We start from the raw sequence: 20162 nt of genomic DNA on the forward strand, positions 1-20162 counted from the left end.
TTATGCTAACGGATATAAACCCCAAGTTGCCGATGCGGAACAAAGCCGCGACAAAAGATTATTACCTTAAGGAACTCGGTTTCGAGGAATTCGGCAGTGCCGACTATCCTGATTATTTAATGATTGAGAAGGATCATATACAAATTCATTTCTTTTTGTTTGAAGAACTGGATCCTAAAACGAATTACGGACAGATTTATATCCGAACAGACAATATTGAAGAATTATATGAATCTCTTCTGGCCAATAAAGTAAGTATACATCCCCTAGCACCCTTGCAAACCAAGCCCTGGGGACAGAAAGAATTTTCATTGCTGGATCCCGATAATAATCTGCTAACATTTGGACAAAGCTCATCCTAGCAAGCCCTTTATATAATCATTAGACACCACCATTAGCTTAAATAAAAATTAATCCTATATTAGTATCATACATAAAAAATATCTTCATGAAATCTAGTATCCATTCAGGTGTTCAGCGAATATTCGCTATCCTTTTCATTCTGACCAATGTCAGCTTAATTGCCTGCGCTCAAAGTCCTAAAAAAAGCGCGGAAGGTAAAATCGGCGGTGCAACCGTATCCATACAGTACAGCAGCCCAAGTGTTAAGGGGAGAACCATATGGGGAGAACTGGTGCCCTATGACAAAATCTGGCGCGCAGGGGCTAATGCCGCTACGGTTTTTACAACCGATAAGGACCTAAAAGTAGAAGGCAAAAAACTACCCGCCGGAAGCTACAGCTTATTTGCCATCCCGGGCAAATCATCATGGACGATCATTTTCAACTCACAGACCGGGCAACCCGGCACCAAAAAGGGTGGCGAGGCGAACTTAGATCGTGCCAATGATGTGTTGACCGTTACCGTTAAACCGGTAAGCAATACCATGACGGAGGCTCTGACGTATGAAGTCAACAGTGACGGAATCGCCCTGATATGGGAGAAAGTAAAGGTTCCGGTAAAAATAAAATAATAAGAGAAAGGGATATCGCTTAGTTTTTCATCCCAACCCCAAACGTAATGGCATGTCTACTTTCGTACTCAGGAAATAGTAGACTTGCCATCTACATTGGCCAGTAGTCAATCAAGCGCAAGATGTCAGCCTATTCTCGATTTCAATTTAAGGTAAACGTGATGAGGCAAAGCGTTTAGAACCGCGCTTAAAAAAAGCAAAGTTAGTCCAATAATCAATGCGAGTTTCGTCGGCATAAAATATCCAAAAGTTACAACTATCGCGGATCCGACGACACATAAATACAACGGAAAAAAGCTATTTCTTTGCACACCCATTCTATATAGTGCAAACATATTGATTGCCATCGCGACTACAAGTAAGGGAAAAATAAATCTAACATAAGGCATAAACTGCATGCCAGCTATCCCAAACATGCTCAAATAAGCGGCAAAGCAAAAGGGGCATTTTGGAAGGAGCATAATAAATAACGGAACAAGCACTGAGGTTACGCCTTTAAATCCATCCTTAACAGTGGAAAGCCATCGAGCTCCCGCATTATCTGCTGAAAGAGCCATGCTTCTTAAATGACCGATGATGTTTGTATTATCCATTTCACCTCGTTGAAACCCCTTTACAATCCGGCCGTTTTTATCCAATATGTAAAGTTCGATTACATGGCGATTTACTGCTTCGCCGGTATAGTTAACGCCTAACTTAAAATAATCTTTCACTAGATTTATATCCGGTACCGCCCTAAACATTTGCATGTTCTTGTTGAATACAACCCCTCTCGATACTCCATAATTTTTAATCCGATAAGAAAGGTCATAAAAAGAATCATAACTTATGGCTAAAAGCGCAACACTTTGGCCCCAACTTTCCTTCATCAATTGTCGTTGGATTGCCGCTAAGTTTGTAATGGTTAGCGAACACTTAAGCGGGTTATCACATCTAGTATAAAAAAAAGCCACCAATGTGGGCCGCCCATCAGTAAAATCGTGGAGGTGGGCCTGACGGCCGTCCTGATTCTCAAGCACGATCTCCCTAAACATCCTGACACCTCTTTTTTTACTCAACGATAAATTTAGATCTGCTCCAAGAAATGAAGGAATGTCACCACAGCAATCTTCTATCGGAGTATTGTCATTTTCAATTATTTTTATGGTTTCGCCTATAGCGGTGACAACCTTCAGGCTTAGCTTATTGTCGCCATTGGCGGCAAGGGTTCTAAGTGTGGGCAGGCATGTTTTCGCGTAAGCACCCAACCATTTCATGGTACTCAGAATTTCTGCAACGGCCGTTGTTTTGTTGTCTAAAGGCCATTGTTGATAATAGTGATCAAATGAAAAATAGTTGTCAAAAAATTTGACATTTTGAAGGGCTTTTAACAAATAGTCGGCCATCACAGGGCGCTTTTTTTCAGCTTTTCTTAAAGCTAGTGAAGCGGCAGCCACCAGATAAGCTTCTCTACTTGATGACAATTCTTCATAGACAAAAATTAGCGCACTGTCCGGTAAACCTTTTAAGAAGAATGAGTACAAAACATAACCTCTCATTCGGGTAACCGCATTTGCACTTTTATTTCTATAAACAACATGTTCTTCTTTCAATAAAGACGTCAGCTGCCGATAGGGTTTGGATGAACTTCTAAGTTCATCCACCCGTTGCCTAAATATAGATTCTTCCATGACCTATTCACGATAGAAATTGCAATAATGCCGTTTATTCGTTTACCTACCGCTCGGGTTCTTCATCCCTGTTTTCCAAGAACGAAGTAATTCCTGCTGCTAGCTCCTTTGGTAAATTAGGAAGGTCCTTCTTCACTTGATCCAAAAACTTTTCATCCGGTTTACCGCTTACTGCCCAATGATGACTCAAGACATTGAAACTTATTGCACGTATGTTCTCGCTTTCATCACCATCAAGCACCGCTTTTTGGGCGAGTTCAAGGAAATCCTCGGGTGACTGCTGTTTTAATGCCAGTAAGCTATTCTTCCGGACATCAAAAAGCTCTTTTCTATCACTGAACACGCTCCGCGACAATTCCTTTGCCTGCGGGTCGCCGGCGAGTAAATAAAGTGCTTCTGCACGACTGTTATCATTACTTGAGGTTTTTACGATTTTCTGTAGTAGTGGATAAATGCCAGCGTGGATGTCATAACCTAAAAAATGTACAGCCATCTCCTCCGAGACAACGGCTTCTTCGTGATTTTGAAGCCCATTGATCAATGTTCGTTGAAGGAATTCATCGTTCGATTTAGCAAGATAAGCAATGGCATCTCTACGGATTTCGTGATCATAATCGTTTATCAGGCCCCTAAATGCCTGAATGATCTCCGGTTGCAAAGCAGGAAAAACAGGTGACGTGAAACTCATTGTTTCAATGGTTCTCAACGCCTCTTTTCTTAAATCCAATGGCTCTCTTTTGTCCGTCAACAAGCTTAGCACATATTTTATCAAGTTTTCGTCCAGCGAAATCGCTTCCAATAATTTAACCAAAGCCAATACTCTGATGCCCGTTTCATTTTTCCTATTTCTGAGGATTTCAATTGCTTTTTTTATGCTTTCAGGGTCTGTTAACATATCCATATTATTTAAGAAAGCCATCAGATCATTTGTATCGGTTGATTTTAGAAAAGATTCCAGGGCGCGACGGTTTTGATCTTTCGCCTTTTTAATATCTGCTTTTAGGCTTTCCGCTGCCCCTGCTTTTTCTGTAGACATGGCTGATATATTCTGGGGAACTACCGTATTGACAAAGTGAATGGCATCGTAATCAAAATAAAGACTTTTGTTAGTAAGCCTACCCTGATAATCAATCGTATCGATAACTTTAGGTGTCGGTCCCGGATAATTGGTAAATACCGAAGCGATAAACGGGCCACCAGGCGCTGTAGGCGGGCGCTGTCCGCCGGTAACCCCATTCCAAGGCCACATGGTATCGTCCAAGTAGTCACCAATTCTTGGGTTTGGCGATCTATTGGTTTCCGGGCTGTAAGCATTTATATTAGTTGAATCGTAAAGCGTGTTACCGGTACCCAAGCTTTGCCATTCTGCCCAGATACGGTCGACATTCGCATGTATCATGAAAAACAAAGGATCACGAGGAGCAGTAGGTGCAAAATTTACAGGCCCCGTGAAAGATGTATGAGCGGAGCCATGTGGGTTACCTTCCATGCTCGCAAATTGCCGGAAGCCAGGCAATCTGCCAAGTGTAGTACTTCGCGCTTCAACATTTGCACGACTTTGTTGCGCGTTGAATCGCGGTATTCTCGCCAAAGGTGGCAAATTATTGATATACCAGTTGTTGAGGGGATTATTAACAGAAAATTGCAATTCACCTACTGTCGAACTTGTGGGGACCCCCATAAAATCAAGGGTGAAAACATTTGGTGCCGGCGCCTGAAAATCCCAATAAGGAATCATGACACTTTTATCAAATTCGTGTAAGTGCCTTTCTAAATCAAGGAGATACATCCGGTGCCAGGGTAAAAAGGCCGCTCGGTTATGAATTTGACTATTCGCTGCTTCATTATGCATATCAAGGAAGCTCTGATAATTACCCGACAGCAAAACGTTGACAAAAGCATTTAAAAATTTATCACGCTCTATAGTTGTCAGCGAGTTTGCATTCTTCCGCACTCTAACTGTGAATTTAATAATGCGAACAGATTGGTCATTGTGCTTGAAATTGATAGCGGCATCATTGTATTGCGTACTTGGAACATCCGGCTTACCAGCAATATAATAACTAACCGTAGCCCCATCTCCAGGAACCTGTAATGTTAATGTTTCGCTTACAGGTGAGCTAAGATCGGGGTAAAACACTAATTGGCCACCCGTTAAAGGATCGTTATTGCTGAGCACAATAGTCACAGGGAGGCCACCCGGCACACCGTCCGACAACCGCAATGTACATTGCGCAGGTGTGTATCCAACGTAAAAGGGCCCTTGTTTTTTTCCGTTGATGGCAAATTCTAAAATCATAATACAGGCTTTTAATTATTGATTTTATTGATTATTATTCTCTGACTTACAGCTAGTTAAAGTAAGAATTATTTGTCGATAAATCTATAAAATTTGAGAGTTGTACGTATTATGAGAATTCCTTACTGAAGAATCTTAACAAACGAAAGGTAACTGAGAAAAGATATATAAAACGGAACAAAAATACACTAAAAGAAGCGAAACAGCTCACATAAAAAAGTATAGCTAAGATACTAAAAAATCAATTACTTCAAATTAAAAGAGCTGTATAATTTCCGCCTTGTTTATTATTTTCGTACCTATAAAAAAGAATTTGCACTAGCAATCAAAACGGAACAGTGGATCAGCACTTTCATTACAAATTTGTGGATCCGGAAAAGGCCCTTGCCGATTTCGTAGAAAGTATTGGCTTCTTTCATAATCCGGCCCGGCAGCCAAAAGAAGTGGTTGTATTACCCGACGGACGGGTCGATTTATTTTTCACACAAACGGCATCCGCCCCTTTTCGGGTGATGTTGATGGGTTTGGAAACCTTTCCTGAACAAAGAAGCGTTCCTCCCCAAATGCGCACGTTCGTTATCAGCTTTAAACCCTTAGCCGTTGAATATATCTTACAGAAGCCCATCGCCGATTTTTTGAACAGTGCCCAAGATCTACCCGCTGATTTTTGGCATTTTAATGCGGATGACTTCAAAGATTTTGACACCTTTTATAAAAAAGCATCTCAAACCCTTCGAGCATTTCTTCCCGAGAAAATTGACGCAAGAAAACAAAAGCTCTTCGAGCTAATCTACGCCACCAAGGGCGAAATGAGCGTTAAAGAACTTTCTGAGAACGTAGGCTGGAGCAGTCGGCAAATCAATCGGTATTTCCAACATCAATTCGGCCTTCCGCTAAAAGCCTATTGCAACATCCTTCGTTTCAGGACCTCCCTAGCACATATTGCACAGGGCAAGCTATTTCCCGAGCTCAACTTTACAGACCAAAACCATTTTATCAAAGAGATTAAAAAATTCGCCGGCGTAGTTCCCAAAGAACTGTCCAAAAACCAAAACGACCGATTTGTACTATTATCCGTTTTAAAACAGCAATAATTTTGTACCATTAAATACAATGGTATGGAACTGAATAACAAGCAAATTGCTATTGTTGGCGGTGGCCCCGGCGGGCTCACTTTAGCTCGGCTACTACAGCTAAAAGGCGCCAATGTAAACGTATATGAAAGAGATTTAGACAAAAATGCCCGCGTACAAGGCGCACCGCTCGACTTGCATGAAGACGCCGGATTGGCGGCTTTGCGTAAAGCAGAGTTATTGGATGCGTTTAAAAAGAATTTCCTTCGCGGGGCAGATAAAAAGGTCATCACCAATGCCCATGCCGAAATCCTCTTTAGCGATCACGACGCCAAACCCGAAGAGAATTTCGGTGCGGATTATTTCCGTCCGGAGATAGACCGCGGCCCGCTAAGAAATCTATTGCTCACATCGTTAAAACCCCAAACGGTTGTGTGGAATAGCCATTTTATTTCCATGGAGACGGAAGGCGAAGGCTGGCGGCTACATTTCAAAAATGGGATCTCTGTTTATGCCGATATTGTGATTGCTGCCGACGGCGCCAATTCAAAAATTCGCCCTTACATCACCGAGATCAAACCTTTCTATTCAGGCATTGTCATGCTAGAAGGCAATATACACAAGGCAAAAGAAACAACGCCTGCTATGGCAGCCTTATTCAATGGCGGCAAAGTAATGGCTTTCGGCAACGGTAAGTGTATATTGGGCGGTCAAAAAGGCAATGGCGACCTGGGTTTTTACGCCAGCTTCAAAGCCGATGAGCAATGGCCGCAAAATTGTGGTTTGGATTATAACGATACGAGCCGGATGCTGGATTGGTTTAAAAAGGAATATCCCGGATGGAGTGCTATTTGGAATGAACTCTTCGAAAATGCTGTGCCCCCTTTCATTCCGCGGCCTATCTATTGCATGCCTTTAAACCAGCACTGGGAAACCAAAACCAACCTTACCATGCTGGGCGATGCCGCACACGTGATGCCGCCATTTGCCGGTGAAGGGGTTAACATGGCCATGCGTGATGCCCTGGAGCTGAGTGAATGCTTAACATCCGGCAAATTCAGCACCCTGCAAGCAGCCCTCTCGTTTTACGAAGCGAATATGCGCAAACGAGCCTCAAAAGCCGCTCGGGAGTCGCTCCAAAATGGTGAGACGATGCATTCCGAGCATGCATTGGAAAAAATGTTAGCTTTCTTTAGCGGGCACAGGTAACTAGAAAAAGCATCAAAGTGCTTCAACCGGTTGGTTTTGTAATAATTCAGTGCCCCATTGGTCTATCACCTTTATTACCGGAATCAATGATTCTCCAAAATCCGTTAGAAAATATTCCACCTTCGGCGGCAATTCAGGATATACTACCCGTCTGATAACACCACGCTCTTCCAGCTCTTTTAATTGCTGGTTGAGCACTTTTCTGGTGGCCAGCGGATTGAGTCGTTGCAATTGGCTGGGCCGCCTGTTTCCGTTCATGATGTTAAAAATAAGGCAGGGCTTCCACTTCCCACCTATAATATCCATGGTTGCTGCCACGCCACAATCTATATTTTTTGGAATCTTACGTTCGTACATAGCCTGCTGGTATTTATATACAAAGGTAAAACAATTTGTTATTTTATAGCCATAGGTACTTTTTTGTACCTATGCTACAATCAAGTACGTACTTGTTTATCAGATCCTACGACCCTAGATTTGCATTCTAATTCTTGCGCGCAGAATTCAACTTTTTAATTTAACAGCATTAACAATGAAGATTAAACGTTCAAAACTCCTATTCGGCACCTTATTCAGCCTCTTTGTAGGCATTCATGCCGAGCTGCCCGCACAACAAAGATCCCCTTACTTAAAGCAGCCCAGTAGCTACGAAATGGTATTGGGCGACGTTAAAATCACCGCACTCTCAGATGGCAGTGTCAACCAAGTTCTTAAAGACCTGTTGATAAACACTACCGATGAAGAAATTGACCACCTTACTGCTGAGAACTTTCAAACCGACGAAAACGAAGCGTCTGTAAACGCCTATTTATTTAAATTAGATAACAAACTGATGATGGTAGATGCCGGAACGGCAGATTTATACGGACCGTCTTTAGGCTTTCTACCCCGCAACCTTTTGAAAGCAGGTTATGATCCGAAGCAAATTGATGTGATTCTGGTGACGCATATTCATACCGATCATACCGGTGGACTGATGGATGGCGACAAAATGGTTTTCCCCAATGCTACGGTATATGTCAGCAAACCCGAACTGGACTTTTGGTTAGGCGAGGAAAGTTATAAAAACGCTCCGGCCGATAAGAAAGTATATTTCGAGCAAGCGCGGGAAAGAATCCTGCCCTATTTGAACGCGGGAAAGGTCAAAACCTTTGCGTTTGGGAAAGAACTGTTTCCAGGTCTGACGCCTGTAGCTGCTCAAGGACATACGCCGGGGCATACCTTTTATCAGCTAATCAGCAAAAATGAAAAAATCATGTTCTGGGGTGATCTATTGCATTCTGCCGCCGTACAATTCCCCAATCCCGACGTAAGAATTGTTTACGACATCAATCCAGAGCAGGCTGCAATGACACGTAAAAAGGCTTTCGCCGATGCCGCTCAACATAAATACTGGATTGCGGCAGATCACCTCTCCTATCCAGGTATTGGCCATATCAAAAAGGAAGGAAATGGTTATCGCTGGTATCCCATCAACTATACAATCGACCCAACAGGCAAGGGACAGTAAAACAAAAAAATGAGACACATGAAGTATTGGATTTGCGTTGCCGCTGTTTTTCTTCTTTTCAGGAATCTTTCAGCCCAAACGACGCACGAAGACAAAAAAGCAACGATTGCACATTTTTTCAATGAGTCGCTAACAAATGCGCCTATACCGGCCCATCTGCACGATTTAACCAAACAGATCGGCCACCGGATTTCCGGCTCACCACAGGCAGAAGCAGCCGTGCACTGGATCAAGATGCAGCTGGAAGCATTAAGGCCCGACAGCGTCTATTTACAAGCCGTTAACATTCCGGTATGGAAAAGAGGCCCAAAAGAGAAGGCTTTCATCCAAACGGCCGGTCATAGCTTGCAACAAATGCAGGTACTCGCCCTTGGTGGATCGGTGGCCACCAAGGGCACCTTGCGTGCCGAAGTTGTGGAGGTAAAATCATGGGCGGAATTGTCGGCCTTACCGGCCGATAAAGTAAAAGGCAAATTTGTTTTCTACAACCGCGCTATGGATCCCACTAAAATCGATCCATTTGAAGCCTACCTAGAAGCTGTTGATCAGCGTTCCATAGGCGCCATTGAAGCTGCCAAAAAAGGGGCTGTAGGCGCCTTAGTGCGTTCACTAACACTTGCCAAGGATGATTATCCGCATACCGGCGCCATGCAGTATGCGGATGGGATCAGCAAAATCCCGGCTGCCGCACTCGGCACACGCAGCGCCGACCTGCTGAGCCAAAAGCTTAAAGAGAATCCCACGCTCCGATTCTCTTTAGAGATGCACTGCAGCACCTTGCCCGCGATTGTTTCGAACAATGTCATTGCCGAAATAACCGGGGCCGAATTCCCGGATGAATTCATCACCATCGGTGCACATATTGATTCGTGGGATGTAGGCGAAGGTGCCAGCGACGATGCCACGGGTATTGTACAGACCATCGAGGCGCTTCGCTTATTTAAAACCTTAGCGTCCAAACCCAAACGAAGCATTCGCTTTATCTTCTATATGAACGAGGAATCCGGTGCCCATGGCGGCAGTAAATATGCGTCTGCGGCAAGAGAAAATGAGGAGAAACACCTTGCATCCATCGAGTCTGACGCCGGCGGCTTTCAACCGGTTGGATTTCGTATTGATGGCGACCCACAAGCCGTGGATCAGATCACGGCTTATAGTTCGCTTTTATCCCAATATGGCATGGGACGTATCCTTCCGAAGCATAGAGGCGTAGACATTGTCGCCATGAAAGATTTATCCAAGGTATTACTGAGTTTAGATTGTGAATCGCATCGGCTGTTTGACATTCACCATAGCGAATTAGACACCCTTGATAAGCTCAATTATAGGGAAGTGACCTTAGGAGCGGTGGCCATGACCGTGATGGCCTTCCTGATAAGCGAGTACGGTTTGTAAAAAACAATAAAATGATTTATCTCCATGAAAACTAACATCTTAACAACCTGTTTAGCGCTATGTTACAGCGTCATATGCTTGCAACTAAGTGCACAAACAAAAACAGACGAAGTGCTAAAGCCCTATAGCGATTACGTGGTGCAGCAAGGAGTCGTCTATACATCCGGCCTATTAGGCTTAGACGCGGCAGGCCGCATCCCGCCAACATTCGAACAAGAAGTGCTCCAGCTATTTGGCAATTTAGATCAGGTGCTAAGCACGGCCAACAGCAGTAAAGAAAAGATTTTCAGCGTAACGGTTTATTTGAGCAGCATGACTCACTTCAACACCTTCAATCGGCTATATACTGCTCATTTCAAAGCACCCTACCCGGTGCGGACTTGTGTAGCCGTACAAGAACTTGCCAGAAACGCACACATTGAAATAAGTGCCATGGCAAGGTTGTAGTCTTCATAAACCCTTTTTACTCCATCTACCTACGCTTCCGGAAAGTATTCAATTACTTTCCGTTTGATATCCTACGTCAATTCGCGCCGGCTCACTTGTAGCGCTTTCCATCTTCTTCCCGTTTTCTTTATAAACCCCTAAATCAAGGTCATGAAAAAAATACACCTAGCCTGCGCCCTGTTTTTCGGTATCTTATTCGTTATCGGTTGCGAGAAAGAAGAAACTGAAAACCCCATCATTGTAGAGCCCCAACAATGGAGAGAAATCGCTAAAGACAGCATTAGCAGCGGCCTCGTAGAAGGCTTTACCATTGGCGCCAATGCTACCGAGGCCTATCAGGTCGTACAGCAACGCTTGCAAAGCCATACCCCCAACGTGCAAGTAGTATCCAACATCTATCATAAAATGGAAGACATAGCCGGAAAAATCGGCTTATACAATGCCTTACTCTTTGATGAAGAAAAGGGCACCGGCACCGGCGTTCAGCTTTATTTTGAAGACGACCGCATCAAGTCCATTTATACCAATGATGGCAAGCAGCTTAACAGCTGGCCCAACAACAATTTTTCGCCCATGCGTGTTAACGTGGGTATGGAAGTTAGCCGCGTCTATCCGCAATTATTAGCACTTAGCAGTATCAACCAGTACGCGCGTAAATTCCAGCGCATTTCCCTGTTCTCCAAAAATACCAACAAAGATTTTGACCCGGCCATGGCTCGATCACCCCAATGGTATTTTGCCCATAGCGAAGCCGATGGCAAACAAAAGCGTGTTCATCTCTATTTTGAAGAAGGTAAACTGTTATCTGTGGTTACCGGTATCTACGCGCCTTATTAGCTACGGCATCATCAAATCTTCAATCTTTTTCGCCATTTCATTATAGGGATATTTATGCGAAAGGAAATAATGCTCGGCCTTTCCGTTGGGGTTCCAAACATTATTACCTTTTTCGTCAACCACAAACTGCCCCGGACCATTTACATAGAAGTAGTCTTCCGGATTCCGTATCGCACACAACACCGCTGTTTGATCCCAGGAGGGTCTGCTTTTTTCGCCTTCCTTGGCGTAGGTCCGGAGATTATAAGCATAGGCCCAGGCCACCGGATTCTCCTCGGTGCTTTCCTGCGCTACACGACCGCCGGTAAAGAGCTCTTTACCGATTTCAAAGCCGCTGAACAATATCGGACTTGGCCAGTGCCTAAAAACCTCATAAGAAGCTGATGCATCTTTCATTACATTAAACTCAGCACCTTGTGGGAAGCTACCGGCCATGGCAACTAGCTTTTTTATCTTTTGTTTTACCAGCTCCGCGCCGTTAAGTGGCGAAAACTGATCAGGTTTCGATTGCAACAGCGCTTTCAGATTCGACAGAAAGCCGACGGTAACAATCGTTACACTATGATCCTGCTGACCGGCCAATATTTTCCTGTATACTTCAATAGCTGAAGGATAACGCTTTCCTTGCAAAGAAGGATCAAAGCGCTTGATCAGCGAATCGTTCCAGTGATTACCCGCTTCAATTGCCGGTGCATCTGCAGCGGCCATCCCAACCGGGATATCCGGCCTTTTAAAATACCGATTAAACAATTCAATAGTCGGTGCTATCGATACATGGCTATCACTGGCAACGGTCGCCAATATTTCGCACTCGCCCTTCGCTGCCAAATGATGTAAGATTGCAATAGCGCCCACATCATCGTAATCCGGCCCCATATCCGTATCAAAGATCAGTTTTGGAATTTTGCTCGTTCGCTCTTGTGCTTGCATCTGCATACTACTTAGCATCACCCATGCGGCGAACATATAAATGGCCTTTTTCATAATTTTGTTTGTTTTAAAAGTATAAAAAATCCTTTTAATCTTTATACCGAAACAAAAAATCCGCCACTATCCGCCCTCCTATAAGCTTCTATCCATATTGGGCTCAAAATAATCGTTATTTTCATCAAATACTTTCAACTAACCTAACAACATTAGCGATTCGTCCGGATACGAACAGCAGCTGTTCAAAATCGAACACTTACTCAAGCATACTTTCAATTAACAACAACATAATCAATAAGTTATACTTTTGGCGTAGTTGCTGATGTATTTTGAGCAGCATACTGGCAAAAAAACCAATACTCTGTTTCAAAATATAAACGCGATGATCAAAAATTATCTCAAAACCGCTTGGCGCAACTTAGCAAAAAGCAAAGGATACAGCGCCATTAACATCGGTGGCCTCGCAGTGGGTATGGCCGTCGTGATGTTGATTGGGTTATGGGTATATGATGAACTGACATTCGATACCTACCATAAGAATTATGACCGTATTGCGCAGGTGATGCAACACGCCAACTTTAACGGCAAAATAGGTACCCAAACTGCCAATCCTGCTTTGATGGGCCCGGAATTACGGGCTAAATACGGAAGCGATTTTAAATATGTAGTACAGGCGTCCTGGAATTTCAATCCGCTGCTCTCCATCGGTGATAAACGTATCAACCAAGAAGGCATCTACTTTGAAAAAGATGCCCCCGACATGCTGAGCCTCCACATGCTGAAAGGAAGCCGGGCGGGCCTGCACGATCCGCATTCCATTCTGCTCTCAGCCTCGGCTGCAGAAGCCCTATTTGGCGATGAAGATCCCATGGGCAAAACCATAACCTTAGATCGCAGCCAACAAGTAAAAGTAACCGGCGTATACGACAATCTCCCCAGCAACAGCTCCTTTGCCAATGTGAAAGTTATCCTACCCTGGTCTTTATGGCTGATCCAAAACCCCTGGGCCAGCCAAATGGAACAGCCCTGGAGCAGCAACTTCAGTCAGACTTTCGTGCAGATTACCGAGAAAGGAGATATGGAAAGCATCTCTTCGAAAATCAAAAACGTGAAAATGGATAATGTAAGGGACGAGGATCAAAAAGCCGAGTGGGTAGTTTTCCTGCAGCCTATGTCCAAATGGAATTTATATAATGAGTTCCGTAACGGAGTAAATACCGGTGGAGGTATCCGTTATGTACGACTGTTTGGCCTTATTGGCGGCTTTGTATTGATATTAGCTTGCATTAATTTTATGAACCTCGCTACTGCGCGGAGCGAAAAACAGGCGAAGGAAGTAGGCATCCGCAAAACTGTTGGTTCCCATCGTTGGCAGCTCATTGGAAGGTTCTTCGCCGAGTCGTATATCACCGTGCTGATTGCTTTTGTTTTATCGCTGCTGTTGGTCGTGTTATTTTTACCGGCCTTCAATGAAGTCGCGGGCAAGAAAATCGGCCTCCCCTGGCTCAATCCCATATTCTGGACGGCAAGCTTGGTTTTTGTTTTTATTACCGGCCTACTGGCCGGCAGCTACCCGGCTTTCTACCTATCCTCCTTCCAGCCGCTGAAAGTGTTGAAGGGAACCTTCAAAGTCGGCCGTTTTGCATCGGTTCCCCGCAGGGTGTTGGTCGTTATCCAATTCACGGTATCCGTCATGCTCATTATTGGCACCATTATCGTCTACCAACAAATTCAGCATGCCAAAGCCCGGCCCGTTGGTTACACCAAAAACGGCTTAGTAAACTTGTCCTTCCAGAACGAGCTGCGGAAACATTTCGAGGCATTCCGGACCGAATTAAAGAATTCCGGTGCCATTGAGGAGATGGCCGGAGCCGTTCCTGTTACGGGTGTATGGAACAGCAATGGCGGCTTTGAGTGGGAAGGCAAAGACCCCGATCTAGCTACCGACTTCCCGAATAACTCCGTATCATACGACTTTGGCAAAACCATACAATGGAAGATAAAAGCGGGGAGGGATTTTTCACGAGATATGGCTACCGATTCATCGGCCTTTATCATCAACGAATCGGCCGCCCGATTTATGGGCCTTGAAGATCCCGTAGGAAAAACGATTCGACAAGGTGACGACCGCTTTACCGTTATAGGCGTAGTTGACGACATCTTGCAAGAATCGCCTTTCTTCCCCGTGCGGCCAACCTTTTATCACCTCGACACGTACGACGCAATGGTAAACATTGTCTTAAGGTTAAATCCAAAACAGAACCCCAGCCAATCCATCAGCACCATTGAAAATATTTGGAAGAAATACGTGGATGATGTTCCCTTTGAGTATTCATTTGTCGATGAAGCTTTTGGCGACAAGTTCAAAACAGAAGAACGCATCGGCAAGTTATCTTCTTATTTCGCTGTACTTGCCATCTTCATTTCCTGCCTCGGACTGTTCGGCATGGCCAGCTTTGTGGCAGAGCAACGGACCAAAGAGATCGGCATCCGAAAAGTATTAGGTGCCAGCGTCGCAAATTTACTGCGTCTGCTTTCAAAAGAGTTTGTACTGTTGGTTACCATTTCCTGCATCATCGCGGTGCCCGTGGCTTGGTACTATCTTGGCCAATGGCTTAGTAATTATGACTATCGGGTAGAGATCAGCTGGCTCGTGTTTATCGCCGCCGCCGTACTGGCGCTCATTATCACGCTTTTCACAGTTGGTTTCCAAGCAATTAAAGCAGCAACCGCCAATCCGGTGACGAGTTTGCGAAATGAGTAAGGGATTTCATTATATTTACTGAGCGCCCCTTAGTATATTCAGGCTACGGGGCGTCAAATAAGCCAGATGCGCGTAAAAACCTTTTGTTTGCTATTTTTTTTCCAGCTGCTGATTGCTCTTGGTACCCGGGCGCAAGAAGGAAGAACCATGCTAGACTCCTTAGCTCAACGCTTAAAATGCCTCTCCGCAGGGCAACAGCAAACTGCTATCTACCTACGCACCAGTAAAGACATCTATGAATCCGCAGAAGACCTATGGTTTAAAGCCTATGCGGTAGATCGACAGCAGCAGCTACTCACGGCTATCGATCAAACACTTTACATACAACTGGTGCGAAGCAGCAATGACAGCCTGGTTTGGGAAGAATTATATCCCATCAAAAAAGGAACTGCATCGGGGCACATTTATCTCGACAATTCCCTACCGAATGGAAGCTACTGGCTATGTGCCTATTCCGCTCACTCATTCGATAAAAGCAACCCCGAATTTTTCGATGTACGGAAAATTGAAATTGTCGGCAATGTAGACACCCTAATAAAACGACGCGGCCGTAGAACCCAAAAAGTGGATACGCAGCAGATCATACAGTTCCACCTATTTCCCGAGGGTGGACAGCTCTTAGCCGATGTGATCAACAGCGTCGCTTTCAAAGCCCTTACCGCCAATGGGCTACCCTGCAACGTATCCGGAACGTTATTTGAAAACGATAAGCCAATTGCCGCAATCAGCAGTATACATGACGGTATGGGCAGTTTTCTATTTCGTCCTCAACGTGGCAAGCAATATGCGGTACATCTTGCCGCACCTTTTGCTGATAGCGTATACCAGCTGCCACCGATCCAAGAAAAAGGCCTTACCTTCCGATTGCTGGAAAATCGCGACGACAGCCTGTTTTTCATCATCTACAATAAAGAACCGGTTATACAGCCCTTTTACTTCCGTGTACAAACCAGGGGGCTACCATCCATAGCCGCTGCCGGCGAAGTAAAAGACAGTTTAGTATTGAAACTGCCCCTGGCAGATGCACCTGCAGGAATTTCCGAGGCAACCCTTTTTGATCGTCATTTACGGCCGCTGGCCGAGCGCTTAATTTATCTTAAACTGAACCGGCAACTTATCATTCAAACAAGGCTCTCTAAAGAACGCGTCGGTAGGAAAGAAAAAGTGACCCTCCATATTCATACCACAGATCCGAACCACAAACCTGTAATGGCACACCTTGGCGCCGTCATTTACGATCAGCTTTACCACAACCCCACTGATGCAAAAGATATACAGACGCATTATCTTTTAGCCAACAGCTTACGGGGAAAGGTGCATAACCCTAAATACTATTTCGATACCTTGAACACCAACCGATATCAAGCCTTAGACCTTTTACTGCTTACACAAGGATGGCGCTCGTATCAATGGAACGAACAAGCATTGGCTGCAAGGCAAAAAAGTAAATTCCCTTTATTATCAGATAGTATTAAGGGCCAACTTCTCCGTACGAATAAGGGAATAAATAAGCAACAGGCACTCATGATTTTTGATGCTGCACAACGCGACAGCCGATTAATAACAGTAGACGAACGGGGGAATTTTTTCCTATCTCCGGAAGAAATGCACGTAAGCAATCCTATTTATATCAAGCATTTCGGCAAAAAGAAAGATTATACCGTCAAGGTTATAGATCCCTTTATAAGCTTACGAGCGCTGAACCCTTGGCGAAAAGCCGTATATCCGTTCATGGAGAAGCCGATGATCGACAAAAGCAAGGCTGATCCTCAGATCACCAGTCTGAGCCGGGGAGGTATAAAACTAGAAGAAGTGGTAATTACCGAAAAAAAAGAGTCCGTTTTTCGTGATAAGTACATCGGCCATCTCGATAGCTTGGCAAAATATCAAAACAATACCGATCGGGCACATGGCGGATGGCTAAACTGCCCGGCCGGTGATGGCGAAGAATTACCCGTTGAAGGCAAAACCTATATCGTCTGGACCGGTCCGAACGCCCCCACCTCCCATCCTTTCGCATTTAATGCATCCAATACCACCCGGATCGTTTACCATTACCCAAAACACACGGAGGAAGAGCTCTTAAAAATGTTCGGTATTACAAAATCTAAGGGGTTTTATCCTCATAAAACTTTCTATGAACCGATTTATGACTATCCTGAAGATACACTCGGCGATTATCGGAATACACTGCTATGGAAACCCGATATAACTACCGATAAAAACGGTGATGCCAAGCTTGAGTTCTTTTCGTCAGATATTAATAGTCTTTTTTTTGGCATGGTTGAAGGGATCGACGAAAGTGGTGCGCTCGGTAAGTCAGCGTTCTATCTTTCTGTATCGCAATAAACCTTCACCCGTTCATCTAGTTTATCGGATCAACAGGCGGTTGTTCAGAAACCAGCATCAATTATGCAAATTCAAAATTTATTCCATGTAATTTCAAAGTTTAGTTCATGTAAATTCAAAATTAATCTTATGTATTTTCAAAGTTTGTGCCTGTCTTGACATAAATGAAACGATAAAAAACAATCATAAAACACGCTATGATCAACATCAAAAGCGATAACGTCTGCCAGCTCTTCCATTTACACTACCCCAGTGCCAAAGATTATTACTCTTTTCACAGTTGGCTTCCAAGCCATTAAAACGGCAACCGCCAATTCGGTGAGGAGTTTGTGAAATGAGTAAATTCCCTTCTATTCACTATATTTATCATAGAATTCGAAAACGGACGCAGGCTACCACTATAATGAAAATCACAACGTACATACCTACGGCGCAATTAAAGCCATTTATCAAAGATTATAAAATCATTGAAAGCCAGTACGATACAACCAACCAAGTGGTACCTAATGCCTCATTTGCTTTAGCTTTTCGTCTTAGCGGCCAAATATCGTATATAAACAACGACCGCTCCGTCGATTTACCAAACATCGCCTTGTCAGGATTGCGAAAGTCCGTTCGGTTTATCCATTATAAGAAAAACTCAGGCACCCTTATTGTCTCATTCAGTGAACAGGGCCTGTCTGCCTTTTTCAGACAACCGCTTTACAACTTATTTGAGCAGACCGTTCCCTTAGACCATTATATACCACCCGCCACGCTAGCACTTGTGGAAGAGCGCCTAGCCGAAATGAGCAACAACCAATTGAGAATCGCCTGCATGGAGGAATTTTTAATCTCCATACTGATTAACCGTACTCCCGATCTATTGGTAACAGAAGCGATCCATAAAATCCATTCAACAAGGGGAAATATCCGAATAAAGGAGCTTGCTGCGGCTTTATGCATCAGCCAAGACGCCTTCGAAAAGCGGTTTAGAAAAGTAACAGGAGCTTCTCCTAAACAATTTTCGCAGATTATAAAAATGAACGCTATTGTTCATCAACCTAATCCGGCATCGCTTCTTGACCTGGTCTTTGAAAACGGTTATTACGATCAACCCCATTTCAACCGGGATTTCAAGCTATTTACCGGGCAAACACCCACTGATTTTTTCAAATCACCTTCTTTTTGGTAATCAATGATTTTTTACAAGGATTGCTTTTTCCAACGCGCCATCTTTGCATAAAAAAAGTATATGAAACTAGGTCTATTAGCCGTCTTTGCAGGCCTGGCATTGATAAGTTACAGAACTTTCAATCAGTCAGCCCAAGCATTGACGTTAACCGCAAAACACCAGGAAATGAAACAATTCAGTTTATTAGTACGTGTACCCGAAACCTATAGTGAAGCGCAGGTTAAATCGGCAGGTGTGCAATGGAACAATTTGATAGAGCAATGGAAAGCAGCAGGCATATATGTGCTCAGCTTTGCTTTTCCCGGAGAAAGCTACACTGTATCAGGTACCGGAGGGAAAACCGTAAAAAAAGAAAGCGTGCTTTCCGGCAATCTTCGTGTTGTAAGCCAGGTTGTACTACGTGCTGCAAGTATAGAGCAAGCCCTGGAGCTCGCCAAATCCGTCCCGGTTTTGTTATATGGCGGAACGGTAGAAGTACGGGAAATCCCTAAACCCATTCAACCGGCAGGATAAAATCCATAAGCGTGCTATTTTGCACTCTCACAGTGCATTTTTTACTGAAATTTGCACTATTACAGTGCAAAATAGCTATCTTAGTGAAGGATTTTGACAAATAGATTTATCACTTATTGTAAATTGGCAGATAAACCTCTCTTACGAAACCCTCTGCTGTCGTAGGTGTCGTCGCTGAATCATCCCTCTTTTGATAATTCATAAAACCGGTTTTAATAGCTGTTCCCATCTCCACTAGGTTATCGGCAAAATCTTCTGAAAAACCGTTGCTTAAGAATGCTTGTTTCGCTTGATCTGCCGGAATTTGCACGTATTGCAGATCTGGCTTGCCAATAGCCTTACCAATAATGCTTGTAAACTCCTTATATGTATAGTCTCTAGGCCCCATCACGGACCGGATCAGCTTGCCGGTAAAACCGAGCCTTGTTAGATGCCCTGCCGCAATTTTTGCAACATCCTGCGTAGCCACCATCGGTATGGGGTAATCGCCATCTGCTGCGGTGCCGTTGAAACCCATTGTTTTAACCAAGCCTATAGTTCTTAAAAAGTTTTCCATAAAATAGGCAGAACGGAGATGCAATACATTTACGCCATCCAATTGGTTTAACCTAACCTCCTGTTCACCGGTACCCCCCATAATACCGTTGCCTTCGTGCATGTGTGAGCCGAGGCTGCTCATATTTACTATGTATTTTATGCCGGATTTTTCAATGGCTTCCACTAGCGTGCCCGTTACCTGCCTCTGATAGGCTCTTGTATTTTCAGCCTTTACGTTATCCGGTAAAATAACGAATGCACTATCAGCATTCCTAAAGGCACTCGTCAGCGCATTCACATCGGTTATATCACCTGCAATTATTTCGGCACCCATACGCCTAAATTGTTCTAATTTCTCGGTGTGCCTGGCCATTAAAGCCACCTGGTGTCCTTCCTTTAACAGGATTGCTGAAATTTTGCTTCCTACCGTTCCGGTAGCTCCAAGGATTACTATGCTCTTTTTCATTTTTGTTATTTTTAAATTT

General features: G+C 44.1%; 17 protein-coding genes. 12 read left to right on the forward strand and 5 right to left on the reverse strand.

Annotated elements, in window-relative coordinates; genetic code table 11:
• Positions 1-2: 2 nt before the first annotated feature.
• Entirely contained in the window at positions 3-362 is a 360-nt protein-coding gene (locus tag FKG96_RS00955) for a VOC family protein (protein ID WP_149104994.1), read from the forward strand.
• Between the two features lie 86 nt (positions 363-448).
• Complete coding sequence (locus FKG96_RS00960) at positions 449-973, forward strand: DUF2911 domain-containing protein (protein WP_130855056.1); 525 nt, start codon at positions 449-451, stop codon at positions 971-973.
• A gap of 125 nt (positions 974-1098) precedes the next feature.
• Here the strand turns inward: FKG96_RS00960 and FKG96_RS00965 are convergent, their stop codons facing one another.
• Both FKG96_RS00965 and FKG96_RS00970 read right to left on the reverse strand, forming a co-directional pair.
• Positions 1099-2643, reverse strand: a complete 1545-nt coding sequence (locus tag FKG96_RS00965) for an SCO family protein (protein ID WP_149104995.1) — start codon at positions 2641-2643, stop codon at positions 1099-1101.
• A gap of 46 nt (positions 2644-2689) precedes the next feature.
• Entirely contained in the window at positions 2690-4942 is a 2253-nt protein-coding gene (locus FKG96_RS00970; protein WP_149104996.1) for a tyrosinase family protein, read from the reverse strand.
• A 338-nt stretch (positions 4943-5280) separates the two neighbouring features.
• On the opposite strand from FKG96_RS00970, the gene FKG96_RS00975 reads away from it, so the two are divergent.
• Together FKG96_RS00975 and FKG96_RS00980 are read left to right on the forward strand one after the other, a co-directional pair.
• Entirely contained in the window at positions 5281-6036 is a 756-nt protein-coding gene (locus FKG96_RS00975; protein WP_149104997.1) for an AraC family transcriptional regulator, read from the forward strand.
• Between the two features lie 24 nt (positions 6037-6060).
• A complete protein-coding gene (locus tag FKG96_RS00980) occupies positions 6061-7224 on the forward strand; it encodes an NAD(P)/FAD-dependent oxidoreductase (protein ID WP_149104998.1) in 1164 nt (387 codons plus the stop codon).
• Between the two features lie 12 nt (positions 7225-7236).
• Here FKG96_RS00980 and FKG96_RS00985 read toward each other — a convergent pair whose 3' ends face one another.
• Positions 7237-7581 (reverse strand): helix-turn-helix domain-containing protein, encoded by a 345-nt coding sequence (locus FKG96_RS00985; RefSeq protein ID WP_013664135.1) that lies wholly within the window; start codon positions 7579-7581, stop codon positions 7237-7239.
• Between the two features lie 175 nt (positions 7582-7756).
• On the opposite strand from FKG96_RS00985, the gene FKG96_RS00990 reads away from it, so the two are divergent.
• The 4 genes from FKG96_RS00990 (at position 7757) to FKG96_RS01005 (ending at position 11413) form a co-directional block, all read left to right on the forward strand.
• Positions 7757-8734: an MBL fold metallo-hydrolase gene (locus FKG96_RS00990; RefSeq protein WP_013664136.1), complete on the forward strand. Its 978-nt coding sequence runs from the start codon at positions 7757-7759 to the stop codon at positions 8732-8734.
• 18 nt (positions 8735-8752) lie between these two features.
• On the forward strand, positions 8753-10129 hold the full coding sequence (locus FKG96_RS00995) for a M20/M25/M40 family metallo-hydrolase (RefSeq protein ID WP_246860235.1): 1377 nt from the start codon (positions 8753-8755) through the stop codon (positions 10127-10129).
• Between the two features lie 24 nt (positions 10130-10153).
• Positions 10154-10576 (forward strand): RidA family protein, encoded by a 423-nt coding sequence (locus FKG96_RS01000; RefSeq protein ID WP_149105000.1) that lies wholly within the window; start codon positions 10154-10156, stop codon positions 10574-10576.
• A 150-nt stretch (positions 10577-10726) separates the two neighbouring features.
• Positions 10727-11413 carry a hypothetical protein gene (locus FKG96_RS01005; RefSeq protein WP_149105001.1) on the forward strand — a complete coding sequence of 229 codons (687 nt, stop codon included), beginning with the start codon at positions 10727-10729 and terminating at the stop codon, positions 11411-11413.
• On the opposite strand, the gene FKG96_RS01010 is transcribed toward FKG96_RS01005, so the two are convergent.
• Positions 11414-12397, reverse strand: a complete 984-nt coding sequence (locus FKG96_RS01010; protein ID WP_149105002.1) for a nucleoside hydrolase — start codon at positions 12395-12397, stop codon at positions 11414-11416.
• A 325-nt stretch (positions 12398-12722) separates the two neighbouring features.
• On the opposite strand from FKG96_RS01010, the gene FKG96_RS01015 reads away from it, so the two are divergent.
• The 4 genes from FKG96_RS01015 to FKG96_RS01030 all read left to right on the forward strand — a co-directional run bounded on the left by FKG96_RS01015 (position 12723) and on the right by FKG96_RS01030 (position 19140).
• Positions 12723-15104: an ABC transporter permease gene (locus FKG96_RS01015; protein WP_149105003.1), complete on the forward strand. Its 2382-nt coding sequence runs from the start codon at positions 12723-12725 to the stop codon at positions 15102-15104.
• 87 nt (positions 15105-15191) lie between these two features.
• The gene (locus FKG96_RS01020; RefSeq protein ID WP_149105004.1) at positions 15192-17453 is read left to right on the forward strand and encodes a hypothetical protein; all 2262 of its coding nucleotides are present in this window, start codon (positions 15192-15194) and stop codon (positions 17451-17453) included.
• Positions 17454-17856: 403 nt separating this feature from the next.
• Positions 17857-18627: a helix-turn-helix domain-containing protein gene (locus tag FKG96_RS01025; RefSeq protein ID WP_149105005.1), complete on the forward strand. Its 771-nt coding sequence runs from the start codon at positions 17857-17859 to the stop codon at positions 18625-18627.
• Between the two features lie 60 nt (positions 18628-18687).
• The gene (locus tag FKG96_RS01030; RefSeq protein ID WP_013664151.1) at positions 18688-19140 is read left to right on the forward strand and encodes a YciI family protein; all 453 of its coding nucleotides are present in this window, start codon (positions 18688-18690) and stop codon (positions 19138-19140) included.
• Positions 19141-19249: 109 nt separating this feature from the next.
• On the opposite strand, the gene FKG96_RS01035 is transcribed toward FKG96_RS01030, so the two are convergent.
• Positions 19250-20143: an NAD(P)H-binding protein gene (locus tag FKG96_RS01035; RefSeq protein WP_149105006.1), complete on the reverse strand. Its 894-nt coding sequence runs from the start codon at positions 20141-20143 to the stop codon at positions 19250-19252.
• Positions 20144-20162: the final 19 nt, after the last annotated feature.

Origin of the sequence: Olivibacter sp. LS-1, assembly GCF_008245145.1 — a bacterium.
GTDB lineage: Bacteria > Bacteroidota > Bacteroidia > Sphingobacteriales > Sphingobacteriaceae > Olivibacter > Olivibacter oleidegradans.